At 65.1% G+C, this 17,170-nt stretch carries 17 protein-coding genes; 11 read left to right on the top strand and 6 right to left on the bottom strand.

The window, feature by feature from the left end:
- Window positions 1–123: 123 nt before the first annotated feature.
- The 8 genes from V6B15_RS13275 to V6B15_RS13240 all read left to right on the top strand — a co-directional run bounded on the left by V6B15_RS13275 (window position 124) and on the right by V6B15_RS13240 (window position 7,055).
- Entirely contained in the window at window positions 124–2,628 is a 2,505-nt protein-coding gene (locus V6B15_RS13275; protein ID WP_334201584.1) for a helicase-related protein, read from the top strand.
- A gap of 13 nt (window positions 2,629–2,641) precedes the next feature.
- Window positions 2,642–2,899, top strand: coding sequence for an RNA-binding S4 domain-containing protein (locus tag V6B15_RS13270; RefSeq protein WP_253520923.1), 258 nt, complete (start codon window positions 2,642–2,644; stop codon window positions 2,897–2,899).
- Window positions 2,900–2,950: 51 nt separating this feature from the next.
- A complete protein-coding gene (gene fdxA, locus V6B15_RS13265; protein WP_253520928.1) occupies window positions 2,951–3,289 on the top strand; it encodes a ferredoxin FdxA in 339 nt (112 codons plus the stop codon).
- A gap of 12 nt (window positions 3,290–3,301) precedes the next feature.
- Complete coding sequence (locus tag V6B15_RS13260) at window positions 3,302–4,084, top strand: YihY/virulence factor BrkB family protein (protein WP_334201583.1); 783 nt, start codon at window positions 3,302–3,304, stop codon at window positions 4,082–4,084.
- A 227-nt stretch (window positions 4,085–4,311) separates the two neighbouring features.
- Window positions 4,312–4,845, top strand: coding sequence for a CarD family transcriptional regulator (locus tag V6B15_RS13255; RefSeq protein ID WP_050601467.1), 534 nt, complete (start codon window positions 4,312–4,314; stop codon window positions 4,843–4,845).
- A gap of 156 nt (window positions 4,846–5,001) precedes the next feature.
- Window positions 5,002–5,739: a head GIN domain-containing protein gene (locus tag V6B15_RS13250; RefSeq protein WP_334201582.1), complete on the top strand. Its 738-nt coding sequence runs from the start codon at window positions 5,002–5,004 to the stop codon at window positions 5,737–5,739.
- A gap of 117 nt (window positions 5,740–5,856) precedes the next feature.
- A complete protein-coding gene (locus V6B15_RS13245) occupies window positions 5,857–6,669 on the top strand; it encodes a head GIN domain-containing protein (RefSeq protein WP_334201581.1) in 813 nt (270 codons plus the stop codon).
- Window positions 6,670–6,722: 53 nt separating this feature from the next.
- Window positions 6,723–7,055 carry a hypothetical protein gene (locus V6B15_RS13240; protein ID WP_334201580.1) on the top strand — a complete coding sequence of 111 codons (333 nt, stop codon included), beginning with the start codon at window positions 6,723–6,725 and terminating at the stop codon, window positions 7,053–7,055.
- On the opposite strand, the gene V6B15_RS13235 is transcribed toward V6B15_RS13240, so the two are convergent.
- Window positions 7,052–7,981, bottom strand: coding sequence for an L-threonylcarbamoyladenylate synthase (locus tag V6B15_RS13235; protein WP_334201579.1), 930 nt, complete (start codon window positions 7,979–7,981; stop codon window positions 7,052–7,054). The two genes, V6B15_RS13240 and V6B15_RS13235, sit on opposite strands and share 4 nt — an antisense overlap.
- Before the next feature lie 47 nt (window positions 7,982–8,028).
- On the opposite strand from V6B15_RS13235, the gene V6B15_RS13230 reads away from it, so the two are divergent.
- Window positions 8,029–9,768, top strand: a complete 1,740-nt coding sequence (locus V6B15_RS13230) for an acyl-CoA dehydrogenase (protein WP_334201578.1) — start codon at window positions 8,029–8,031, stop codon at window positions 9,766–9,768.
- A 1-nt stretch (window position 9,769) separates the two neighbouring features.
- Here V6B15_RS13230 and V6B15_RS13225 read toward each other — a convergent pair whose 3' ends face one another.
- Entirely contained in the window at window positions 9,770–11,230 is a 1,461-nt protein-coding gene (locus V6B15_RS13225) for a PQQ-dependent sugar dehydrogenase (RefSeq protein WP_334201577.1), read from the bottom strand.
- Window positions 11,231–11,306: 76 nt separating this feature from the next.
- On the opposite strand from V6B15_RS13225, the gene V6B15_RS13220 reads away from it, so the two are divergent.
- Together V6B15_RS13220 and V6B15_RS13215 are read left to right on the top strand one after the other, a co-directional pair.
- Window positions 11,307–11,789 carry a GAF domain-containing protein gene (locus tag V6B15_RS13220; RefSeq protein WP_334201576.1) on the top strand — a complete coding sequence of 161 codons (483 nt, stop codon included), beginning with the start codon at window positions 11,307–11,309 and terminating at the stop codon, window positions 11,787–11,789.
- A gap of 124 nt (window positions 11,790–11,913) precedes the next feature.
- Window positions 11,914–12,864 (top strand): hypothetical protein, encoded by a 951-nt coding sequence (locus V6B15_RS13215; protein ID WP_334201575.1) that lies wholly within the window; start codon window positions 11,914–11,916, stop codon window positions 12,862–12,864.
- 53 nt (window positions 12,865–12,917) lie between these two features.
- Here the strand turns inward: V6B15_RS13215 and V6B15_RS13210 are convergent, their stop codons facing one another.
- From V6B15_RS13210 to mnmG, 4 genes are read right to left on the bottom strand one after another with little or no spacing between them, the layout of a single operon-like run.
- Window positions 12,918–13,892 carry a ParB/RepB/Spo0J family partition protein gene (locus V6B15_RS13210; RefSeq protein WP_334201574.1) on the bottom strand — a complete coding sequence of 325 codons (975 nt, stop codon included), beginning with the start codon at window positions 13,890–13,892 and terminating at the stop codon, window positions 12,918–12,920.
- Entirely contained in the window at window positions 13,889–14,680 is a 792-nt protein-coding gene (locus V6B15_RS13205; RefSeq protein ID WP_334201573.1) for a ParA family protein, read from the bottom strand. The genes V6B15_RS13210 and V6B15_RS13205 overlap by 4 nt, the downstream gene beginning before the upstream one ends.
- Complete coding sequence (rsmG, locus tag V6B15_RS13200; RefSeq protein WP_442969029.1) at window positions 14,677–15,312, bottom strand: 16S rRNA (guanine(527)-N(7))-methyltransferase RsmG; 636 nt, start codon at window positions 15,310–15,312, stop codon at window positions 14,677–14,679. The genes V6B15_RS13205 and rsmG overlap by 4 nt, the downstream gene beginning before the upstream one ends.
- Window positions 15,309–17,159 carry a tRNA uridine-5-carboxymethylaminomethyl(34) synthesis enzyme MnmG gene (mnmG, locus tag V6B15_RS13195; RefSeq protein WP_334201571.1) on the bottom strand — a complete coding sequence of 617 codons (1,851 nt, stop codon included), beginning with the start codon at window positions 17,157–17,159 and terminating at the stop codon, window positions 15,309–15,311. Before mnmG ends, rsmG begins: the two co-directional genes overlap by 4 nt.
- Window positions 17,160–17,170: the final 11 nt, after the last annotated feature.

Here is a 17,170-nt window from a genome sequence, read left to right as displayed (position 1 = left end):
TGCCTGCCGAAACAAAGTAAAGGGCCGCTTAATTTGCGGCCATGCGAGTCCGGAACGGGATGAATTGAATCCTCGGCGCGGCGAGTGGTTGCCCTTGCGTTCGCGCGCTGCCACCTAGGGCGCGTGCAGGATAGCGCGATCAAGGCGGTCCTCGGGCCCACCAATACCGGCAAGACGCATCTGGCGATCGAGCGCATGGTCGCGCATTCGAGCGGATGCATGGGCTTTCCGCTGCGGTTGCTCGCGCGTGAGGTCTACGACCGGGTACGTGCGATCAAGGGCGATGCGGCAGTCGCGCTGATTACGGGCGAAGAACGCGTCGAGCCCAAGGGCGCGCGCTATATGTGCTGCACCGCCGAAGCCATGCCGCGCGACGGTGCAGGGGCCGCGTTCGTGGCCTTGGACGAAGCGCAGATCGGTGCCGACCGCGAGCGCGGCCATATCTTCACCGATCGGCTGCTCAACACGCGCGGCCGCGAGGAAACCATGCTGCTGGGCGCGGCCACGCTCGAGCCGCTGGTGCGCCAACTGATCCCCGAGGCCGAGATCTCCGATCGCCCGCGGTTCTCGACGCTCACGCATATCGGACCGCGCAAGCTGTCGCGGCTGCCGCCGCGCAGCGCCATCGTCGCCTTCAGCGCCGAGCAGGTTTACGCCGTGGCCGAAATGCTGCGGCGGTTCCGCGGCGGCGCGGCGGTGGTGATGGGCGCACTCAGCCCCGAAACGCGCAACAAGCAGGTCGCGCTCTTCCAGAATGGCGAGGTCGATTACATCGTCGCCACCGACGCCATCGGGATGGGGCTCAATCTCGATGTGAACCATGTCGCCTTCGCCGGGCTGAGCAAGTTCGATGGCGTGCGGATGCGCCGCCTGCTGCCAGCCGAGATGGCGCAGATCGCCGGGCGTGCGGGCCGCCACCAGCGTGACGGGACCTTCGGTACGCTGGCGGGCACGACCAAGCATGGTGATGCGCCCGAGTTCACCGAGGAAGAGGTCTACGCGATCGAGGAGCATCGCTTCGCGCCGCTGACGCATCTGTACTGGCGCGAGCCCGAGCCGCGCTTTGCCTCGCTCGCCGCACTGATCGCCGATCTCGAGGCCCCGCCCGAGGACCCCGCGCTACGGCTCGCACCGCAGGCGATCGATCTCGCCACGCTCAAGCGCCTGGCCGAGGAACCCGTGGCCGCCAATGTGCGCGGCGCGGGGATGGTGCGGCGGTTCTGGGAAGCCTGCTCGCTGCCCGACTTCCGCCAGCGCGGGCCCGATGTCCATGCGCGCTTCGTCGCGCGGCTGTGGCAGGACCTTGGCGAAGGCTATCTGGGGGCGGATTATGTCGCAGCACGGATCAGCGAACTCGACAATATGGCCGGGGACATCGATACGCTGCAGGGGCGGATCGCGGCGATTCGCAGCTGGGCCTATATTTGCCAGCGGCCCGACTGGGTGCTGGCGCGTGACGAAATGGCGTCCCGAGCGCGGGGCGTAGAGGCCAAATTGTCGGATGCGCTCCATGCGCGGCTGACCGAGAGATTCGTAAACCGGAGGACAGCAATCCTGATGAAGTCGTTAGGGCAGGATGCAGGCATGTTGCCGATCGAGATGAGTGACGATGGCGCGGTGACGGTCGAGGGCGAGGTGCTCGGTCATGTCGCCGGGCTGCGCTTTACCGTCGATCCTTCCGCGCGGCAGGAAGACCGGCGGATGCTGCTTGCCGCAGCGGAGAAAGCGCTGCCGCGGCTGCTTGGCGAGAAAGCCGTGGCGCTGGCCGAATCGGATTTCGGCGAGGTCGAGCTGACGCGCGGGGCAATCCGCTGGCGCGGACAGGAGCTGGCGAAGCTCGAGCACCGCGATGGCAGCGTGACGCCGCTGCTGGTGCCGTCGCGTGAGGTGGCCGCGCTGCCCGATGCGGCGCGGGCCACGCTGCTCGCCGCGCTCGAGGGATGGCTCGCGCAGAAGCTGAGCCCGCTCGAGCCGCTCGAAAAATTGCATCATGCCGCGAGCAATCCCGAGGCGGGATCGCAAGCGCGCGCGCTGCTGCTCAATCTCATCGCCGGGCATGGCTATGTTACCCGCGAGCAGGCGGGGATCGAGCACCTGCCCAAGGAAATGCGACCCTTCCTGCGCAAGATCGGGGTCACTTTCGGCGCGCTCGATATTTTTGCCCCGGCACTGCTCAAGCCTGCGCCGCGCCAATTGCTCCATGCACTTGGCCTCGACCGGCGTCCGGTGCAGGACGCGATGCTGCCGGTCCTTCCCGACACGAAAAAGCTCCCTTCGGGCTACCGCCATGCCGGGAGCCAGGCGATCCGGATCGATCTGGTCGAGAAGATTCTACGTGCCGCTCACGAAACGCGCGCGAAGGCGCATGCCAAGGATCGCAAGCGCAAATTCGTGCTCGACCTGGCATTGCCGATCTCGATTGGCCTCGAAGAAGGAAATATTTCCCGCTTGCTCGGTACTGCCGGGTTCCGGGTGCAAAAAGCCCGCCCGCTGGCCGAGGGGCAATTCGGCCCGCCGCGGCCCGACCGGTGGGAATGGCGTCCCTCGCGCCGCAAGCAGGAACGGCAGAAACCCGCGCAGCCGCGCGAAGGCAGCGCCTTCGCCGCGCTTGCAGATCTGGTCCGTTAATGGCGCGCTGCGAGTGAGGATCGACCGGCTGCTGTGCTATTTGCGCTTCGTGCGCACACGCAGTGCCGCACATCGACTCGTCGAGGAAGGCCACATCCGGCGCAATGGCGAGCGGGTCACCCGCTGTTCGCGCGACATTGCCGAGGGCGATATTCTCACGCTGCCGCTTGGCGACAGGGTCCGCCTGATCGAAATCCGCACGCTCCCCGAACGGCGTGGCCCCCCGCGCGAAGCCGAAGCCTGTTATCGGGACCTTGACCCGCAAGGATAATCCGCCCTAGCAGCGCGGGAAAGAGTATCACTTCGAGGGAATACGCTACCCATGACCTATGTCGTCACCGATGACTGCATCAAGTGCAAGTACACCGACTGCGTCGAGGTCTGCCCGGTCGACTGCTTCTACGAGGGCGAGAACATGCTCGTCATCAATCCCAGCGAATGCATCGATTGCGGCGTGTGCGAACCCGAATGTCCGGCCGAGGCGATTCTGCCCGATACCGAGGATGGGCTCGAGAAATGGCTCGAGCTGAACACCAAGTTCAGCGCCGAATGGCCGAACATCACCCAGTCGAAGGAACCGCCCGCCGAGGCCGACGAGCACAAGGGCGAAGAAGGCAAGTTCGACAAGTACTTCTCGCCCGAGCCCGGCGAGGGCGATTGATCGCGCCGACGCGTGCTCGCTGATTTGAAGGCGGCCTGGCAGGCCGGCGACACCGACAATATCGGCATACTGGCAGCGGGAATCGCGCATTATGCGCTGCTCGCGCTGGTGCCTACGCTGGGTGCCCTCGTCCTCGGATATGGCCTGTTCGCCGATCCGAAAACGGTGGCTGCGCATGTCGACTTGCTCGCCGGGAGGCTTCCCGCCGCTGCCGCCGAACTGATCGGCGGTCAGCTGGAAAGCGTTGCCCAAGGCGCGTCCGGAGCCAAGGGCCTCGGCCTGCTCGCTTCACTTGCGATCGCGCTGTTCGGTGCCCGCAATGGCGCGCGCTCCCTAATGACCGGGATCAATATTGCTTACGGCACCAATGGCACGCGCGGCTTCGTGAAGGGAAACCTGGTCGCGCTGGCGCTCACTGCAGCGGGCCTTTGCGGCTTTATTCTGGCGGCTATCGGGAGCGCGGCGCTGGCTGGGATCGGCGGATTTTTCGGCGGTCTTGTCAGCCTCGCTTTTCTGTTGGCGATCGCAATTCTCGGCGGTGGCCTGTTGTACCGCTTTGCCCCGAACGGCCCCGCCCCGGCATGGTCGGCAATCTGGCCGGGCGCGATGGCTTTCGCGGTCCTCTGGCTCATCGCAACCGCGGCGTTCGGTTTCTATGCGGCGAATTTCGGCAGCTATAACGCCACTTACGGCGCGCTGGGTGCGGTTCTCGCGTTGATCACCTGGTTCTGGGCCACCGGTTTCCTGCTGCTCTTCGGGGCCGAACTGACCGCACTCCGCAACCGCCGCCCCTAGGTGCCGACGGAACCTTTTACCGCAGACTCGCAATATTGCGTCGGCTGTGCTATATAATGCAACAACTGAGCCGGTTTGCTCCCGGCCAGGTGTGCGAATTGAAAGGGCAGGCCACCAGCAACGTCAGCTTCGGTCCCAGACCGCACTCCCTTATGCGGGGCTGCGGCCAAGGGGTTCCTTGACGCTGCTGTTTCCTAACGGCCAAGCCCGACGAAAGGAAAGATTGCATGGCAAGCAAGGCTGATGCCTTCGACGTTGGCGATTACGTTGTTTACCCCAAGCACGGCGTTGGCCGTGTGATCGAACTGCAGAGCGAGGAAATCGCCGGTATGCAGCTCGATCTCTATGTCCTCCGCTTCGAGAAGGAGCGCATGACGCTCCGCGTTCCGGTGAACAAGGTCGAATCGATCGGCATGCGTAAGCTGTCGAGCGACAAGACCCTGAAGGAAGCCATGGAAACGCTGAAGGGCAAGCCCAAGGTCAAGCGGACCATGTGGAGCCGCCGCGCCCAGGAATACGAAGCGAAGATCAATTCGGGCGAAATCGTCCTGATCGCCGAGGTCACACGCGACCTGTTCCGCCCGGACGACCAGCCCGAGCAGAGCTATTCCGAACGCCAGATCTTCGAAGCCGCCTCGAGCCGCCTCGCGCGCGAACTCGCCGCGATGGAGAAGACCGACGAGCCGACCGCGCTCGAAAAAATTCTCGACGTGCTGCGCGAACATGCGCCGCAATATTACGAGAACACCGAAGACGCGTAAACGCGACGCTTCACGAATACGCAAGAGGGGGTGCCGCCGGGCGCCCCCTTTTTCGTTTCAGCGGTAATCCATCAAGCGACTACAACTGTCGACGAACGTGCTCGACATGGCAGGGCGAAGGTGGGAGCGTGGCGTCCAGTAATTCGGAGAACCGCCATGTTTCGTATCATCGCCGCCTGCACGCTCGGCCTCGCGGCCGTCACCGCCCTTCCCGCCAGCCCGGCCATGGCCGATAAGTCGTGGCGCTCCAGCCTGGACGATGCCGAGCCGATCCCGAACTCATGGACCGCGACCGGACGCTTTGCGCAAGTCACGCTCGCAGGGAGCGACGAGGTTATCGTCACCCGCGGCGACCGCTGGCAGATTCGCGCAAGTGGGAGCCCGGCCGTGATCGCCGACCTGCGTTTCGAGGTCGAGGATGGCAATCTGCTGATCGGTCGTCGCTGGCGCCGTACGCCGGTCGCAGGTGTGGCCCGGATCGAGGTGGTCGCCCCCGATGTGGAAGCGGTCACACTGGCCGGATCGGGCATGCTGCGGGTCGACGCGATGAAGGGCGATGAGGTCGATGTCACCGTGGCCGGATCGGGTACGCTCGATATCGGACGGGTCGACGCCACCCGCTTGTCCGCGACGATCGCGGGGTCGGGTGATCTCGAAGTGGCGGGCCGCGCCGATCGCGGCCGAATCACCATCGCCGGTAGCGGCGGGATCGATGGCCGCCAGCTACAGGTAGGCGGTGCGAGCGTTTCGATCGCCGGGTCGGGCGATGCCCGTTTCCGCGCCAACGGCCGCGTTTCCGCCAGTATCGTCGGCAGCGGCCATGCGATGGTTACCGGTACCACCGACTGCACCCAGAGCCGCATGGGGTCGGGCCATCTGACCTGCACACGCTGACCCACCGTCGGGGCGACAACTGGCGCGCCTGCCGCGTCTCCGCAACCCTTTCCCTTGATGAAGAGGTGTCACTGTATTATATGGGCAATACGGACTGGCACAGGAAAGGACATCACCGTGACGATCCATCGAATTCTCAAGTGCTTCGCCCCGCTTGCCGCGCTCGCCGGAGCAGCCCTTCTCGCCGGCTGCGATGGCATGAATATCAAGATTGGCGACAGCGAGGGCGTGCCGCTCGCCGAGCTCGACATGAGCGGCCCCGCGCCGACCGAACTGGTTCTGGCCGGCCCCGATCGGGTCATCGTCACCGAAGGCGATGAGCTCGACATTACCGTCTCGGGCGACGATGCCGCAATCGAAGCGCTGCGGTTCTCGCTCGACGACGATTCGCTCGGTATCAGCCGCGAAAGCGATAGCTGGCGCGACAGGGGCGTCGCCACCGTGCGCGTGACCATGCCCAGCCTTACCGCGATGGTTCTCGCCGGGTCGGGTGATATCGAGGCAGCGTCGATGAGCGACGAGGCCAATGTCACCATCGCCGGCTCGGGCACCGCCAAAATCGTACGGATGGACGCGCGCTCGCTTGATCTTACCATTGCCGGATCGGGTGATTTCGAAGCCGCCGGCAGCGTCGGCGGGCTCGATATGACCATCGCCGGTTCGGGCCGAGCGCGCATGGCGGACCTCCAGGTCGGCAATGCCGAAATTTCGGTCGCCGGTTCGGGCGATGCCGAATTCTCCTCCGACGGGGCGGTCGAGGCCAATATCATGGGTTCGGGCACGATTACCGTGAACGGCCGCGCCGACTGCACCGTCAGTGCGATGGGCTCGGGCAAGCTCAATTGCCGCGAAGTCCGCGCTGCGGACAGTGCTCCCGAGGCACCGCGCGCTCCCGACGGTCCGGAAGCGCCCGAGGCACCCGAGGCGTAGTTCATCGACGGGTTAGCGATTATGGGCTAGGCGGCGCGGCGAAAGGAATTTCCATGCACCGCCTAGCCCTTCTGATCCTCCTGCCCGCCAGCGTGATGCTACCCGGCTGTCTTGCCAAGGCCGTGGTCGACGTCGCGACGGCGCCGGTGAAGGCGGTGAGCAAGGGGGTCGACCTTGCCACCACGAGCCAGTCCGAAGCCGACGAGAAGCGTGGCCGCGAAATCCGGCGGCGCGAGCAGCGTCTGTCGAAGCTGGAACGGGATTACGAGAAACAGCTCGATCAATGCGAAGACGGCATTCGCCGCGCCTGCGACGAGGCGCGCGACACCTATGCCGAGATGCAGCAGATCATCCCGACGCTCCCCTACGAGCCCGCAGACGATTAATCGGGCGGCGTCGCCGCGCGGCGCAGCCGGTCGTTGATCGCGATGCCGATCCCTGTTTGTGGGACGGGGGCAATGGCAATGCGCGGCTTGTCCGAGCGGGCGCCTTCGTGAAGGCAGGCGTAGAGACGCGCTGCCGCCTGCGTCAGATCGCCGCTGTCCGACAGAGTGCAGTCGCCGCCAATCGCGCCGAAACCAATCCAGAACTCGTCTGGCGCAACTTCTGAGGCCATCAGACGCACCGGCTTTCCCGGTGCGTAATGGCTGGCGAGCTGGCCCGGCGCTTCGATCGAGCCTGCGTTCGCAGCCGCTAGCCCGAGATCGATCGGACCCGGGCGCAGAATTTCCACCGAGCCATCGCTGCGCACCGCTGCGATGGTGGACTCCAGCCCCCTGTCACAGTCCCCCCCGTCGAGGACCGCTTCGATCCGGCCTCCGAGCGAGGCCAGAACATGCGTCGGCGAGGTAGGACTGATGAAACCGCTTCGATTCGCAGAAGGAGCGGCAAGCGGAAGACCGACCGCATCGAGCAGACCGCGCATGACCGGGTGCGAGGGCATCCGCAGCGCCAGCGTATCCAGTCCCGCCGTCACCGCGTCGGACAGGTCGGCAGCACGGCGGCGCGGCAGCACCAGCGTGAGCGGGCCGGGCCAGTGCTGCTCCGCCAGGCGTTCGGCGACGGGCGAGAATTCGGCGAGGGCACGCGCTTGCGCCAGCGATGCCACATGGACGATCAGGGGATTGTAGCTCGGCCGCCCCTTGGCCGCGTAGATCTTGGCGACCGCATCGTCGCTATCGGCGCGGGCAGCGAGGCCATAGACCGTCTCGGTCGGCACGGCGACAAGCCCACCATCACGCAGGATTTTCGCGGCGCGCGCGATGCCACCTTCCTCGACGTGAAGCGTTTCCGTAGCGTATTTGCCGCTCATGCCCGCGCGCTATATCTGCCTGCGCACAAAGCCAAGAGGATACCACCGTGACCTATACCCCCGCCACGCAGGACCAGCTGCTTGCCATCCGCGTCAATGCCGGCATCGAGGAGCTTGCCCAGTCCGAAAAGTTCGCCGCCGCAGAACCCGATATGGTCGAGGCGATCGTCGGCGGGATCGGCGAATTCGCGGCCGGCGAATGGGCCCCGCTCAACCGCGTGGGCGACCTCGAAGGCGCCAAGCTCGAGAACGGCGTGGTGCGCCTGCCCGCGGGCTTTGCCGAGGCCTATGAACATTATGTCGAGCAGGGCTGGAATGCGATTTCGGGCCCGGTGGAATTCGGCGGTCAGGGGCTGCCCTTCACACTCTCGTGCAATGTGCTCGAAAACCTCGGCACCGCGAACATGGCCTTCAACCTGCTTCCCATGCTGAGTGTCGGGTCGATCGAATCGCTCGAACATCACGGCTCGAAGGAGCTGCAGGAGAAATACCTGCCCAAGCTGGTCAGCGGCGAATGGTCGGGCACGATGAATCTGACCGAACCGCAGGCGGGCTCCGATGTTGGCGCGCTGCGGACGACGGCGCAGCCGATTACCGAGGGTGAGCATGCGGGCAAGTACCGCATCAAGGGCCAGAAGATCTACATCACCTGGGGTGAGCACGAACTGGCGAAGAACATCATCCACCTCGTCCTTGCGCGGCTGCCCGATGCGCCCGAGGGGACACGCGGCATCTCGTTGTTCATCGTGCCAAAATATCATGTGAAGGACGATGGCACCCCCGGGGAGCGCAACGATCTGCGCTGCGTCAGCATAGAACACAAGCTGGGCATCAACGCCTCGCCCACCTGCGTGATGAGCTACGGCGACAATGGCGAGTGTATCGGCGAGCTGGTCGGCGCGGAGAACCGCGGGTTGATGGCGATGTTCACGATGATGAACAATGCCCGCATCAATGTCGGCAACCAGGGCGTCCAGATCGGCGAGAGGGCCACCCAGCAGGCGCTCGACTTTGCCAGGGAGCGCATCCAGTCCGCGCGCGCCGGCTCACCCGACAAGGCACCCGTATCGATCATCGAGCACCCCGATGTGCGGCGTATGTTGCTACGGATGAAGGCGCTGACCGAAGGCGCGCGGGCGCTGCTTTATTATACTGCGGGCCAGGTCGACCGGGGCACGCTGGGCGACGCGGCTGCGGGGGCGCGCGGCGAAGTGCTGACTCCGCTGATCAAGGCGTGGGGGACCGATATCGGCATCGAAGTCGCCAGCCTCGGCGTGCAGGTCCATGGCGGCATGGGCTTCGTCGAGGAAACCGGCGCCGCGCAGCATTGGCGCGATTCGCGCATCGCTCCGATCTATGAAGGCACCAATGGCATCCAGGCTGCCGATCTCGTCACCCGCAAACTCGGGCTCAAAGGGGGCGAAGCGCTCACCGGGGTAATCGCCGATGTGGCGCGCGAAGCCGCAGACGAACCCGCGCTTGCCTCGCTCGCTACCGATTGCGCTGCAGTGGCACAATGGATGCGCGAGGATGCCAGCCTCGACGATCGGCTCGCGGGTTCGGTGCCGTTCTGCACCATGCTCGCCGTGGCGGTGGCCGGGGCGCAGCTGGTGCGACAGTTACGCGCGGTCGAAGGCGGCGCTGCCCCCGGACTTGCTGCCACGAAGGCGGCCAGCGTGCGCTTTTTCCTCGACCGCATCGTCCCCGAAGCCGCGGGCCTCAAGAGCGCCGCTATGGCCGGCGGAGAGGCGCTTTACGCGCTCTCGGCCGACCAACTCGTGGGCTGACTTATTCCGCGGTTACCCGCCGCGCATAATCATCCTCGCCGAAGGTCGCTTGCTGCCCGCGCAATTCGCGCTGCGGGGGCAGGCGGTCGCCGGTCACCCGTTCGATGCCCTGCTGCGCATCGGCACCGGGAGCGAAGACGCGCCAGATAATCCCGGCAGTATCGTCCGAAACCAGCAGCGATCCGTCGCCTGCCCATTCGACCCAGGTCGGGCGTCCGCGTGTCGTGCCGTCGTCCTGCAGGAAGCCCGTGAGCACGGGTACCGGCTTACCAACCGGATTGCCGCGCTCGTCAAAGGGGACATAGACCACGTCGTAGCCCGAGGGCGGTTTGCGATTCCACGAGCCATGACGGGCGATCAATGCGCCACTGGCGAAGTTCTCACCCAATTTGGCGCCTTCGCGGCTGAAAACGAAACCCAGCGCAGCGACATGCGGTCCAAGCGCATATTCGGGCGTCCGCACATAGCTGATGGCCTGCGGGATCGGGTATTTGACCCGGCGATCGAAATTGTCGCCATAGTAGACCCAGGGCCAGCCATAATGCGCACCGACGGGGACGTTGGTCAGGTAATCGGGCACCAGATCCGAGCCGAGCATGTCGCGTTCGTTGACGGTGGTCCAAAGTTCCCCCGACCAGGGGCTGAAATCGAGGCCATTGGCGTTGCGCAGACCCGCAGCGAAGACACGCTGGCGGCCGGTTTCGAGATTGATTTCCCAGATCAGCGCGCGGCCTTCTTCGATCTCGAGCCCGTCCTCACCGATATTCGATTTGGAGCCGACTGCCGCATAAAGGCGGTTGCCATCGGGATGGAGCGCGAGATTGCGCATCCAGTGGCCGGTACCCTCGGCGAGATCGGCGATCTTGCGGCCTTCGCCGGTCACCTGGGTCGCGCCGAGTTCGTAATCGAATGCCAGCACTTCATCGTGATTGGCGACATAGAGCGTGTCGTCGCCCCAGGCGAGGCCCGAGGGCGAATCGAGATCGTCGCGCAGGACGAACCGGCCTTCGGCCACCCCGTCGCCGTCGCTATCACGAAGCAGGACTAGCTGGTTGGCGCTATCGCCGCCCGCGCCCGCCTTGCGGAACAGGAAGCCGGCGATGAGGTCGCGCAGCCAATTGCTCTCGCCGCCGCCGAGTTTGGGAGATTGGGTCAGCGAGACCAGGATATCGCCATTGGGCAGCGCCTGCAGCGTGCGCGGATGGTCGAGACCATCGGCGAACCGCGTGACCGCAAGGCCTTCGGCAGCGGTCGGGACTTCATCCTCGGCCCATCCCACCGGTTCGGCGATGGCAACCGTCGGGAAGCTTTCGGCTTCGGGCTCGTCGAGCGTGGGATCGGTGCCCACGGTCTCCTCGAAAGCGACATCGGCGGTATCGCCCCGGGTGAAGAAATAACCGGCGACCAAAACCACCAGCAGGATGACGAGGAGCGCGATGCCCAGCTTCTTGAGGATTCCCATGGCGCGGGGATAAGCGAGCCTTGCTGCGGGAGCAATGGCCCTTGCAGCGCGGCGCGCGCACGCTACATCGCGCGCCATGTTCGATTTCCGCCCCGATCCAGCGACGCCCAAGCCCGAAGCCTATCGCCAGCTGCTCGATGCGGCCGAAGCGCTGACTGCGGGCGAGCCCGATGCAGTCGCCAATATGGCCAATATCGCCGCGCTGGTGTGGGATTTCCTGCCCGATTTGAACTGGTCCGGCTTCTACCGGGTCATCGGCGACGAGCTGGTGCTTGGCCCCTTCATGGGACGCCCCGCCTGCATCCGTATTCCGATGGGCCAAGGGGTCTGCGGGGCAGCGGCGCGCGACGGTAGGACGCAGCTCGTCGAAGACGTGCATGCATTCCCCGGCCATATCGCCTGCGATTCGGTCACCAATTCCGAACTGGTGGTCCCGGTGCTGCGGGACGGGGCAACCGTCGCGGTGATCGATCTCGACAGCCCCGCCAAGGCCCGGTTCGACCGCGACGATGCCAATGGTGTCGAGGCGTTGGCCCGCATGCTCGCAGACCGTATCTAAACTCCGCCGCCCCATTGCGGCACAGACGCAGGGGCAGCTTTTGCGCTCCGCAGGAGGGATGCTAAACAGGGCGCTAACGAAAGCGGCGCGGCGTGATCCCGAGTCGCCTGAAGGAGCCCCTGCTATGATCGCCCGCACCGCCCTTGCCCTGACCGCTTCCTCCTTGGCGTTTACGTCAGGTGCAGCTCTGGCGCAGGAAACCATGTCCTATGAGACCGGTCAGTACGAATATGCGCAGGCACTGCCCGAGCTCGACGACGATGTGGTGACAGAAACCGTTACGAGCGAGCCCACCGGTGCGGCGCGCGTCATTCCTGCGCGGCAGGCCCCCCCGGTGTTCGTCAGCAAGCCGACGATCCAGTCGATCGATCCCTCGGCTCCGGTCTATTATACCTATGAAGCGCCGAGCAGCGAAGCAGTCCCCGCCGCGCGGACGATCGCTGCACGGGGAACCGCCGCTACCGTGGTGCCGATCCAGCCGACCTATATCTACGTCCAGCAAATGCCGCAGGTGGTCTATAGTTACCCGGCACCGGTCAGCTATGCCGCGCCGACCGCGGGCGGCGCAGCGCGGGTGATTTATCCCGCCGGCGCTCCGGCCCAGACTGTTCCCGCCGAGTATGGTTATGGCGCCGCGCCGGCGCAGCTTCCCCTTGGGTCGCAAGTCGTTGCCTTCGATCGCAATGCATGGCTCGAGGAATGCCGCGCGCGGCTCGACACTTACGAGACGGACAGCGACCGCGGTGAGATTATCGGCGCGCTGGTGGGCGGTGCGGCGGGCGGTTTGCTGAGTAACCGGATCGCAGGACGCGGGAATCGCATGGCGGGTACCCTGATCGGTGCGGGTGCTGGCGCACTGGCCGGGATGGCCGCGGGTGACGCGATCGAGGACGGCAGTCGCCGCCGGACGAACAGCCAGGGCCAATGTCAGGCCTATCTCGACGATTACATGCAGCAGGCGATGGCTAGCGCAGGAACCGTCCAGTACAATCAGGCGGGGCAGTATATGCTGATGCCGGTGACGGTCACCGTGCCGCAACGCGCGGTCTATCCCGACGGCAGCCCCGCCAACTAGGCCCTTGCCGCTCTCCGTTCGGGCAAGGCTTCATACCTACGGGACTTAGCCCATTAGATATCGCCGCCCGTAAGCCTCTGACAAATAAGGTCTAACTGGTCGAGCGTGCGGAACCGGATAGTCACGCTTCCGGTATTGGGCGTCGCGTCGGTAGAGATCTTTACCGGCATCCCGAGAAATTCCTCGAGATGGCTCTGGACCGCCGCGATATCGGCATTGCCCCCTGTCTCGGGCCTGTCTCCCGATCCGCTCTCGGTCGTTTGCCGGGCGCGCGGCTTGCGGGTGAGCGCTTCCATCTCGCGAACAGAAAGACCTTCGGAAACCGCCTTCCTCGCCAGTTCGGTCGCCTCTTCGCGGCCGATCAAAGCGCGCGCGTGGCCCATCGACAACGAACCCTCGGCGAGAAACGCCAAGATCGTATCGGGCAGCGCGAGGAGGCGCTGGAAATTGGCCACGTGGCTGCGCGATTTGTCGACCAGCTTGGCGATCTCGGCCTGGGTCATACCCTCGTCATCGGAGAGTTTCTGATAAGCACGCGCTTCCTCGACCGGGTTGAGGTCCTCGCGCTGGAGGTTCTCGATAAGCGCGAGCGCCATCACCTCGCGCTGGTCCAGTTCACGCACCAGCGCCGGAATTTCGTGCAATCGCGCCTTCTGCGCCGCCCGCCAGCGCCGTTCACCCGCGACCAAACGGTACCGTCCCCCGCCCAGCGGAGAGACAATGATGGGCTGGATCACGCCGCGCGACGCGATCGACGACGCGAGCGATTCGAGCGCGTCCTCGTCAAAACGGCTCCGCGGCTGACCGGGCAGCGGCTCGATATCCGCCACGGGGATCGAGGCGAGGCCCTCGGTCGGCGCCGAGCGCGGTTCGGAATGGTCCGCCGGCGAACTGCCGCCGGAGCCGCTATCCTGCCGAACGAGCGGTTCTTCGCGGCGCGTCTCTCCCAGCAAGGCGCCAAGTCCCTTGCCGAGCTTCTTCTTGCGGTCGATCGGTTTTGCTCCGGTATTCGATGCGGTTTCGCTCATGCCGCCTTCCTCTTTTCGGGTAGTCGTCCGATCAGCTCGCGCGCGAGACCGATATAGGCGCGGCTGCCCGAGCAGTTGTGGTCATAGACCAGCGCGGGCATGCCGTGACTGGGCGCCTCGGAAAGCCGCACATTGCGCGGAATCACGCTGTCGAAGACGAGCTTGCCCAGGCAGTCGCGCACATCGTCGGCAACCTGATCGGTCAGGCGATTGCGGCGGTCGAACATGGTCAGAACGACACCCACGATGCCCAGATCGGTGTTGAAACCCTGCTGCACGCGCTCAACCGTCTGGAGTAGCTGGCTGAGGCCTTCCAGTGCGAAAAACTCGCATTGCAGCGGTACCAGAAGCGTGTCGGCTGCGCAGAGCGCGTTGAGCGTCAGCAGTCCGAGCGACGGCGGGCAATCGATGAAGCAGACTTCGTATCCGGCGAAACTACCCCGTTCCTGCGCCGACAGCGCGTTGCGGAGGCGTGCGGTGCGATCGACCACCGACACCAGCTCGACTTCGGCGCCCGATAGATCCTGCGTTGCGGGCACGATATCGAGACCCGGGATGTCGGTCGGCTGTGCACATTCCGCCAAAGTGGCTTGGTCGAGCAGCAAATCGTAGCTGGTGTTTTCACGGTCGGCAGCCGCGATACCCAGGCCGGTCGATGCGTTTCCCTGCGGATCGAGGTCGATCAGCAGCGTCTTCCAGCCCGTGGCAGCCATCGCCGTGGCGATGTTGATCGCGGTGGTCGTCTTGCCCACCCCGCCCTTCTGGTTGGCAATTGCGATCGTGATCATGCTTTTGCGCTCCACTTGCCGCGTCCGACGATGATTCCCGCTTCGGAATCGGTGTGCGATTGTTCCACGTGAAACATTGCGCGGCGATTCTTGGGCAGGTCGCTGACTTCTTGCGCTGCCGAACGCCCTTTGGGCAACACCCAGCAGGTGCTCCTTGTGGAGAAGCGCGCCGATAATGCGAGCAGGCGGTCGAGCGGTGCAAAGGCGCGCGCGGATATCACGCCGGCATCGAATACCTCGACATTCTCCAGCCTGGTGCCCTCTATCCGGCAGTTTTCAAGGCCCATCAGGCTCACAGCCCGCGAAAGCCATTCGACCCGGCGCTTGCGGGATTCCACCAGAACCACCGGCATATCGGGTTTCATCGCGGCGATAACGAGCCCGGGGAAACCCGCCCCGCTTCCGAGATCCAGCCATGGCTGTGAGGCGGAAGGAGTGTCCCATAGTCCCAGCAATTGCGCCGAATCGGCAATATGCCGCTGCCAGATCTTCGAAAGCGTAGGTTTGGCGACCAGATTCTGCTGCTGGTTTTCGACCGGAAGTGCCTGCGCCAGGCGGTCGAGGCGCTTCATGACCTCCTCGTCGCACATACTGGCGACAAAAGCGTGCGCCTCGCTTTCAGATGAGATCATGCGGCGCGGTCCAGCTTACGCGCATGCACCAGCAGCGCAGCCAGCGCCGCCGGAGTGATCCCGCGGATGCGCCCCGCCGCCGCCAGCGATTCGGGACGGGCAAGCGACAGGCGCTCGATCATCTCATTCGAGAGGCCCGGGACCTCGGCGAAGGGGAAGTCACGCGGCAGGTGCTGCGCCTCGCTGCTGCGCAGATCGGCGAGTTCGGCGCGCTGGCGGGCGAGATAGGGCGCATAAAACGCATCCTCGGCCATCTCGACCGCAAGCGAATCGGCCGGATCGACACCCTCCATCCAGGGCGCCAGCGTTTCGAGAGTGGCATGACCGCCGCCGAGCCATTCCGCGGCCGGACGCGGACCGGCGTCACGTTTCACGTGAAACCCTGCGTCCGAAAGGACCCTGGAGTGGATAGGCTCGGCAAAACGCGCTGCATAACACTCTCGCCGTTCCTCGCGCTGGGCATACCATTGCGCCCGCCCTTCCCCGACCAGACCGCAGGCGATCCCCAAAGGCGTCAGCCGGGTGTCGGCATTGCTTGCGCGCAAGCGCAGGCGGTATTCGGCCCGCGAGGTCAGCATGCGATACGGCTCGGTGATCCCCTGCAGCGTGAGATCGTCGAGCATGACGGCGATATAGGAATTCGCCCGATCGAGCGGCGCGGGTGCAACTCCCAGCACTCTCGATGCGGCATGCATTCCCGCCATCAGTCCCTGCGCCGCGGCCTCTTCGTATCCCGTCGTCCCGTTGATCTGTCCGGCGCAATATAGGCCCGGGATAGCACCCAGTTCCAGCCCCGAGCTGAGCGCGCGCGGATCGATATGATCGTACTCCACCGCATAGCCGGGAACCGCCATTTCGACACGGCCCAAGCCATCCATCTCGCGCAGCATGGCGAGCTGGACATCGACCGGGAGCGAGGTGGAAATCCCGTTGGGATAAACCAGCGCGGTGTCCAGCCCTTCGGGTTCGAGGAAGACCTGATGCCCTTCGCGATCGCCAAAACGGTGGATCTTGTCTTCGATCGACGGACAGTACCGCGGTCCGGCGGCACCGATTGCGCCGGAGAATAACGGCGACCGGTCGAGATTGGCGCGGATAATGTCGTGCGCGCGCTCGTTGGTCCGCGTGATGGCGCAGAATACTTGCGGATTGCATCGCTCGCTAGTGAGCGAGCTCATCGTCCAGGCTTCGCGGTCGGACGGCTGTTCCTCGAGCGTGGCCCAGTCGATGGTGCGCCCGTCGAGGCGCGGCGGCGTACCGGTTTTGAGCCGCCCCATCGGCAGGTCTGCCTCGCGCAATTGGGCGGCAAGCCGATGCGCTGCCCCCTCGCCGATCCGGCCACCTTCGAAACGCTCTTCGCCCCGGTAGAGAATACCGCCGAGAAATGTCCCGGTGCACAGGACAATGGCCTTCGCACCAAGAGCAGTGCCGTCCGCCAGTTCCAGCCCCGCGACACGATTTCCGGCGAACCGGAGCGCGGCCACCTCGCCTGCAATCAGATCGAGCCGCGGCTGCGCTTTGACGATCGACTGCACCGCATCATGGAACAGCCGGCGATCTGCCTGCACACGCGGGCCCCAGACGGCACTCCCCTTCGAGCGGTTGAGCATCCGGTAGTGGATTGCGGCGGCGTCTGCTGAGCGCCCGATGACACCATCCAGCGCATCGACCTCGCGCACCAGATGGCCCTTACCCAGCCCGCCAATCGCCGGATTGCAGCTCATCGCGCCGATTTTATCGAGGTCGAGGCTTACCAGACCCGTGCGCGCGCCCATTCGGGCGGCCGCGCAGGCCGCCTCGACACCGGCGTGACCGCCGCCGACTACAAGGACATCGAAGGTTTGCATTGGAGGCGCGC

The sequence above is a fragment of the Qipengyuania sp. Mu-71 genome (assembly GCF_036867055.1).
Classification (GTDB): domain Bacteria; phylum Pseudomonadota; class Alphaproteobacteria; order Sphingomonadales; family Sphingomonadaceae; genus Qipengyuania; species Qipengyuania profunda.
This window is presented reverse-complemented; position numbering and strand designations above follow the sequence as displayed.

Excerpts from the sequence above, each read along its gene's own strand:
- V6B15_RS13225 (WP_334201577.1), bottom strand. The coding sequence starts at position 11,230 with ATGGGAATCCTCAAGAAGCTGGGCATCGCGCTCCTCGTCATCCTGCTG.
- V6B15_RS13220 (WP_334201576.1), top strand. The coding sequence starts at position 11,307 with ATGTTCGATTTCCGCCCCGATCCAGCGACGCCCAAGCCCGAAGCCTAT.
- V6B15_RS13205 (WP_334201573.1), bottom strand. The coding sequence starts at position 14,680 with ATGATCACGATCGCAATTGCCAACCAGAAGGGCGGGGTGGGCAAGACG.
- V6B15_RS13240 (WP_334201580.1), top strand. The coding sequence starts at position 6,723 with ATGCACCGCCTAGCCCTTCTGATCCTCCTGCCCGCCAGCGTGATGCTA.
- mnmG (WP_334201571.1), bottom strand. The coding sequence starts at position 17,159 with ATGCAAACCTTCGATGTCCTTGTAGTCGGCGGCGGTCACGCCGGTGTC.
- V6B15_RS13215 (WP_334201575.1), top strand. The coding sequence starts at position 11,914 with ATGATCGCCCGCACCGCCCTTGCCCTGACCGCTTCCTCCTTGGCGTTT.
- V6B15_RS13250 (WP_334201582.1), top strand. The coding sequence starts at position 5,002 with ATGTTTCGTATCATCGCCGCCTGCACGCTCGGCCTCGCGGCCGTCACC.
- rsmG (WP_442969029.1), bottom strand. The coding sequence starts at position 15,312 with ATGATCTCATCTGAAAGCGAGGCGCACGCTTTTGTCGCCAGTATGTGC.
- fdxA (WP_253520928.1), top strand. The coding sequence starts at position 2,951 with ATGACCTATGTCGTCACCGATGACTGCATCAAGTGCAAGTACACCGAC.
- V6B15_RS13255 (WP_050601467.1), top strand. The coding sequence starts at position 4,312 with ATGGCAAGCAAGGCTGATGCCTTCGACGTTGGCGATTACGTTGTTTAC.
- V6B15_RS13210 (WP_334201574.1), bottom strand. The coding sequence starts at position 13,892 with ATGAGCGAAACCGCATCGAATACCGGAGCAAAACCGATCGACCGCAAG.
- V6B15_RS13235 (WP_334201579.1), bottom strand. The coding sequence starts at position 7,981 with ATGAGCGGCAAATACGCTACGGAAACGCTTCACGTCGAGGAAGGTGGC.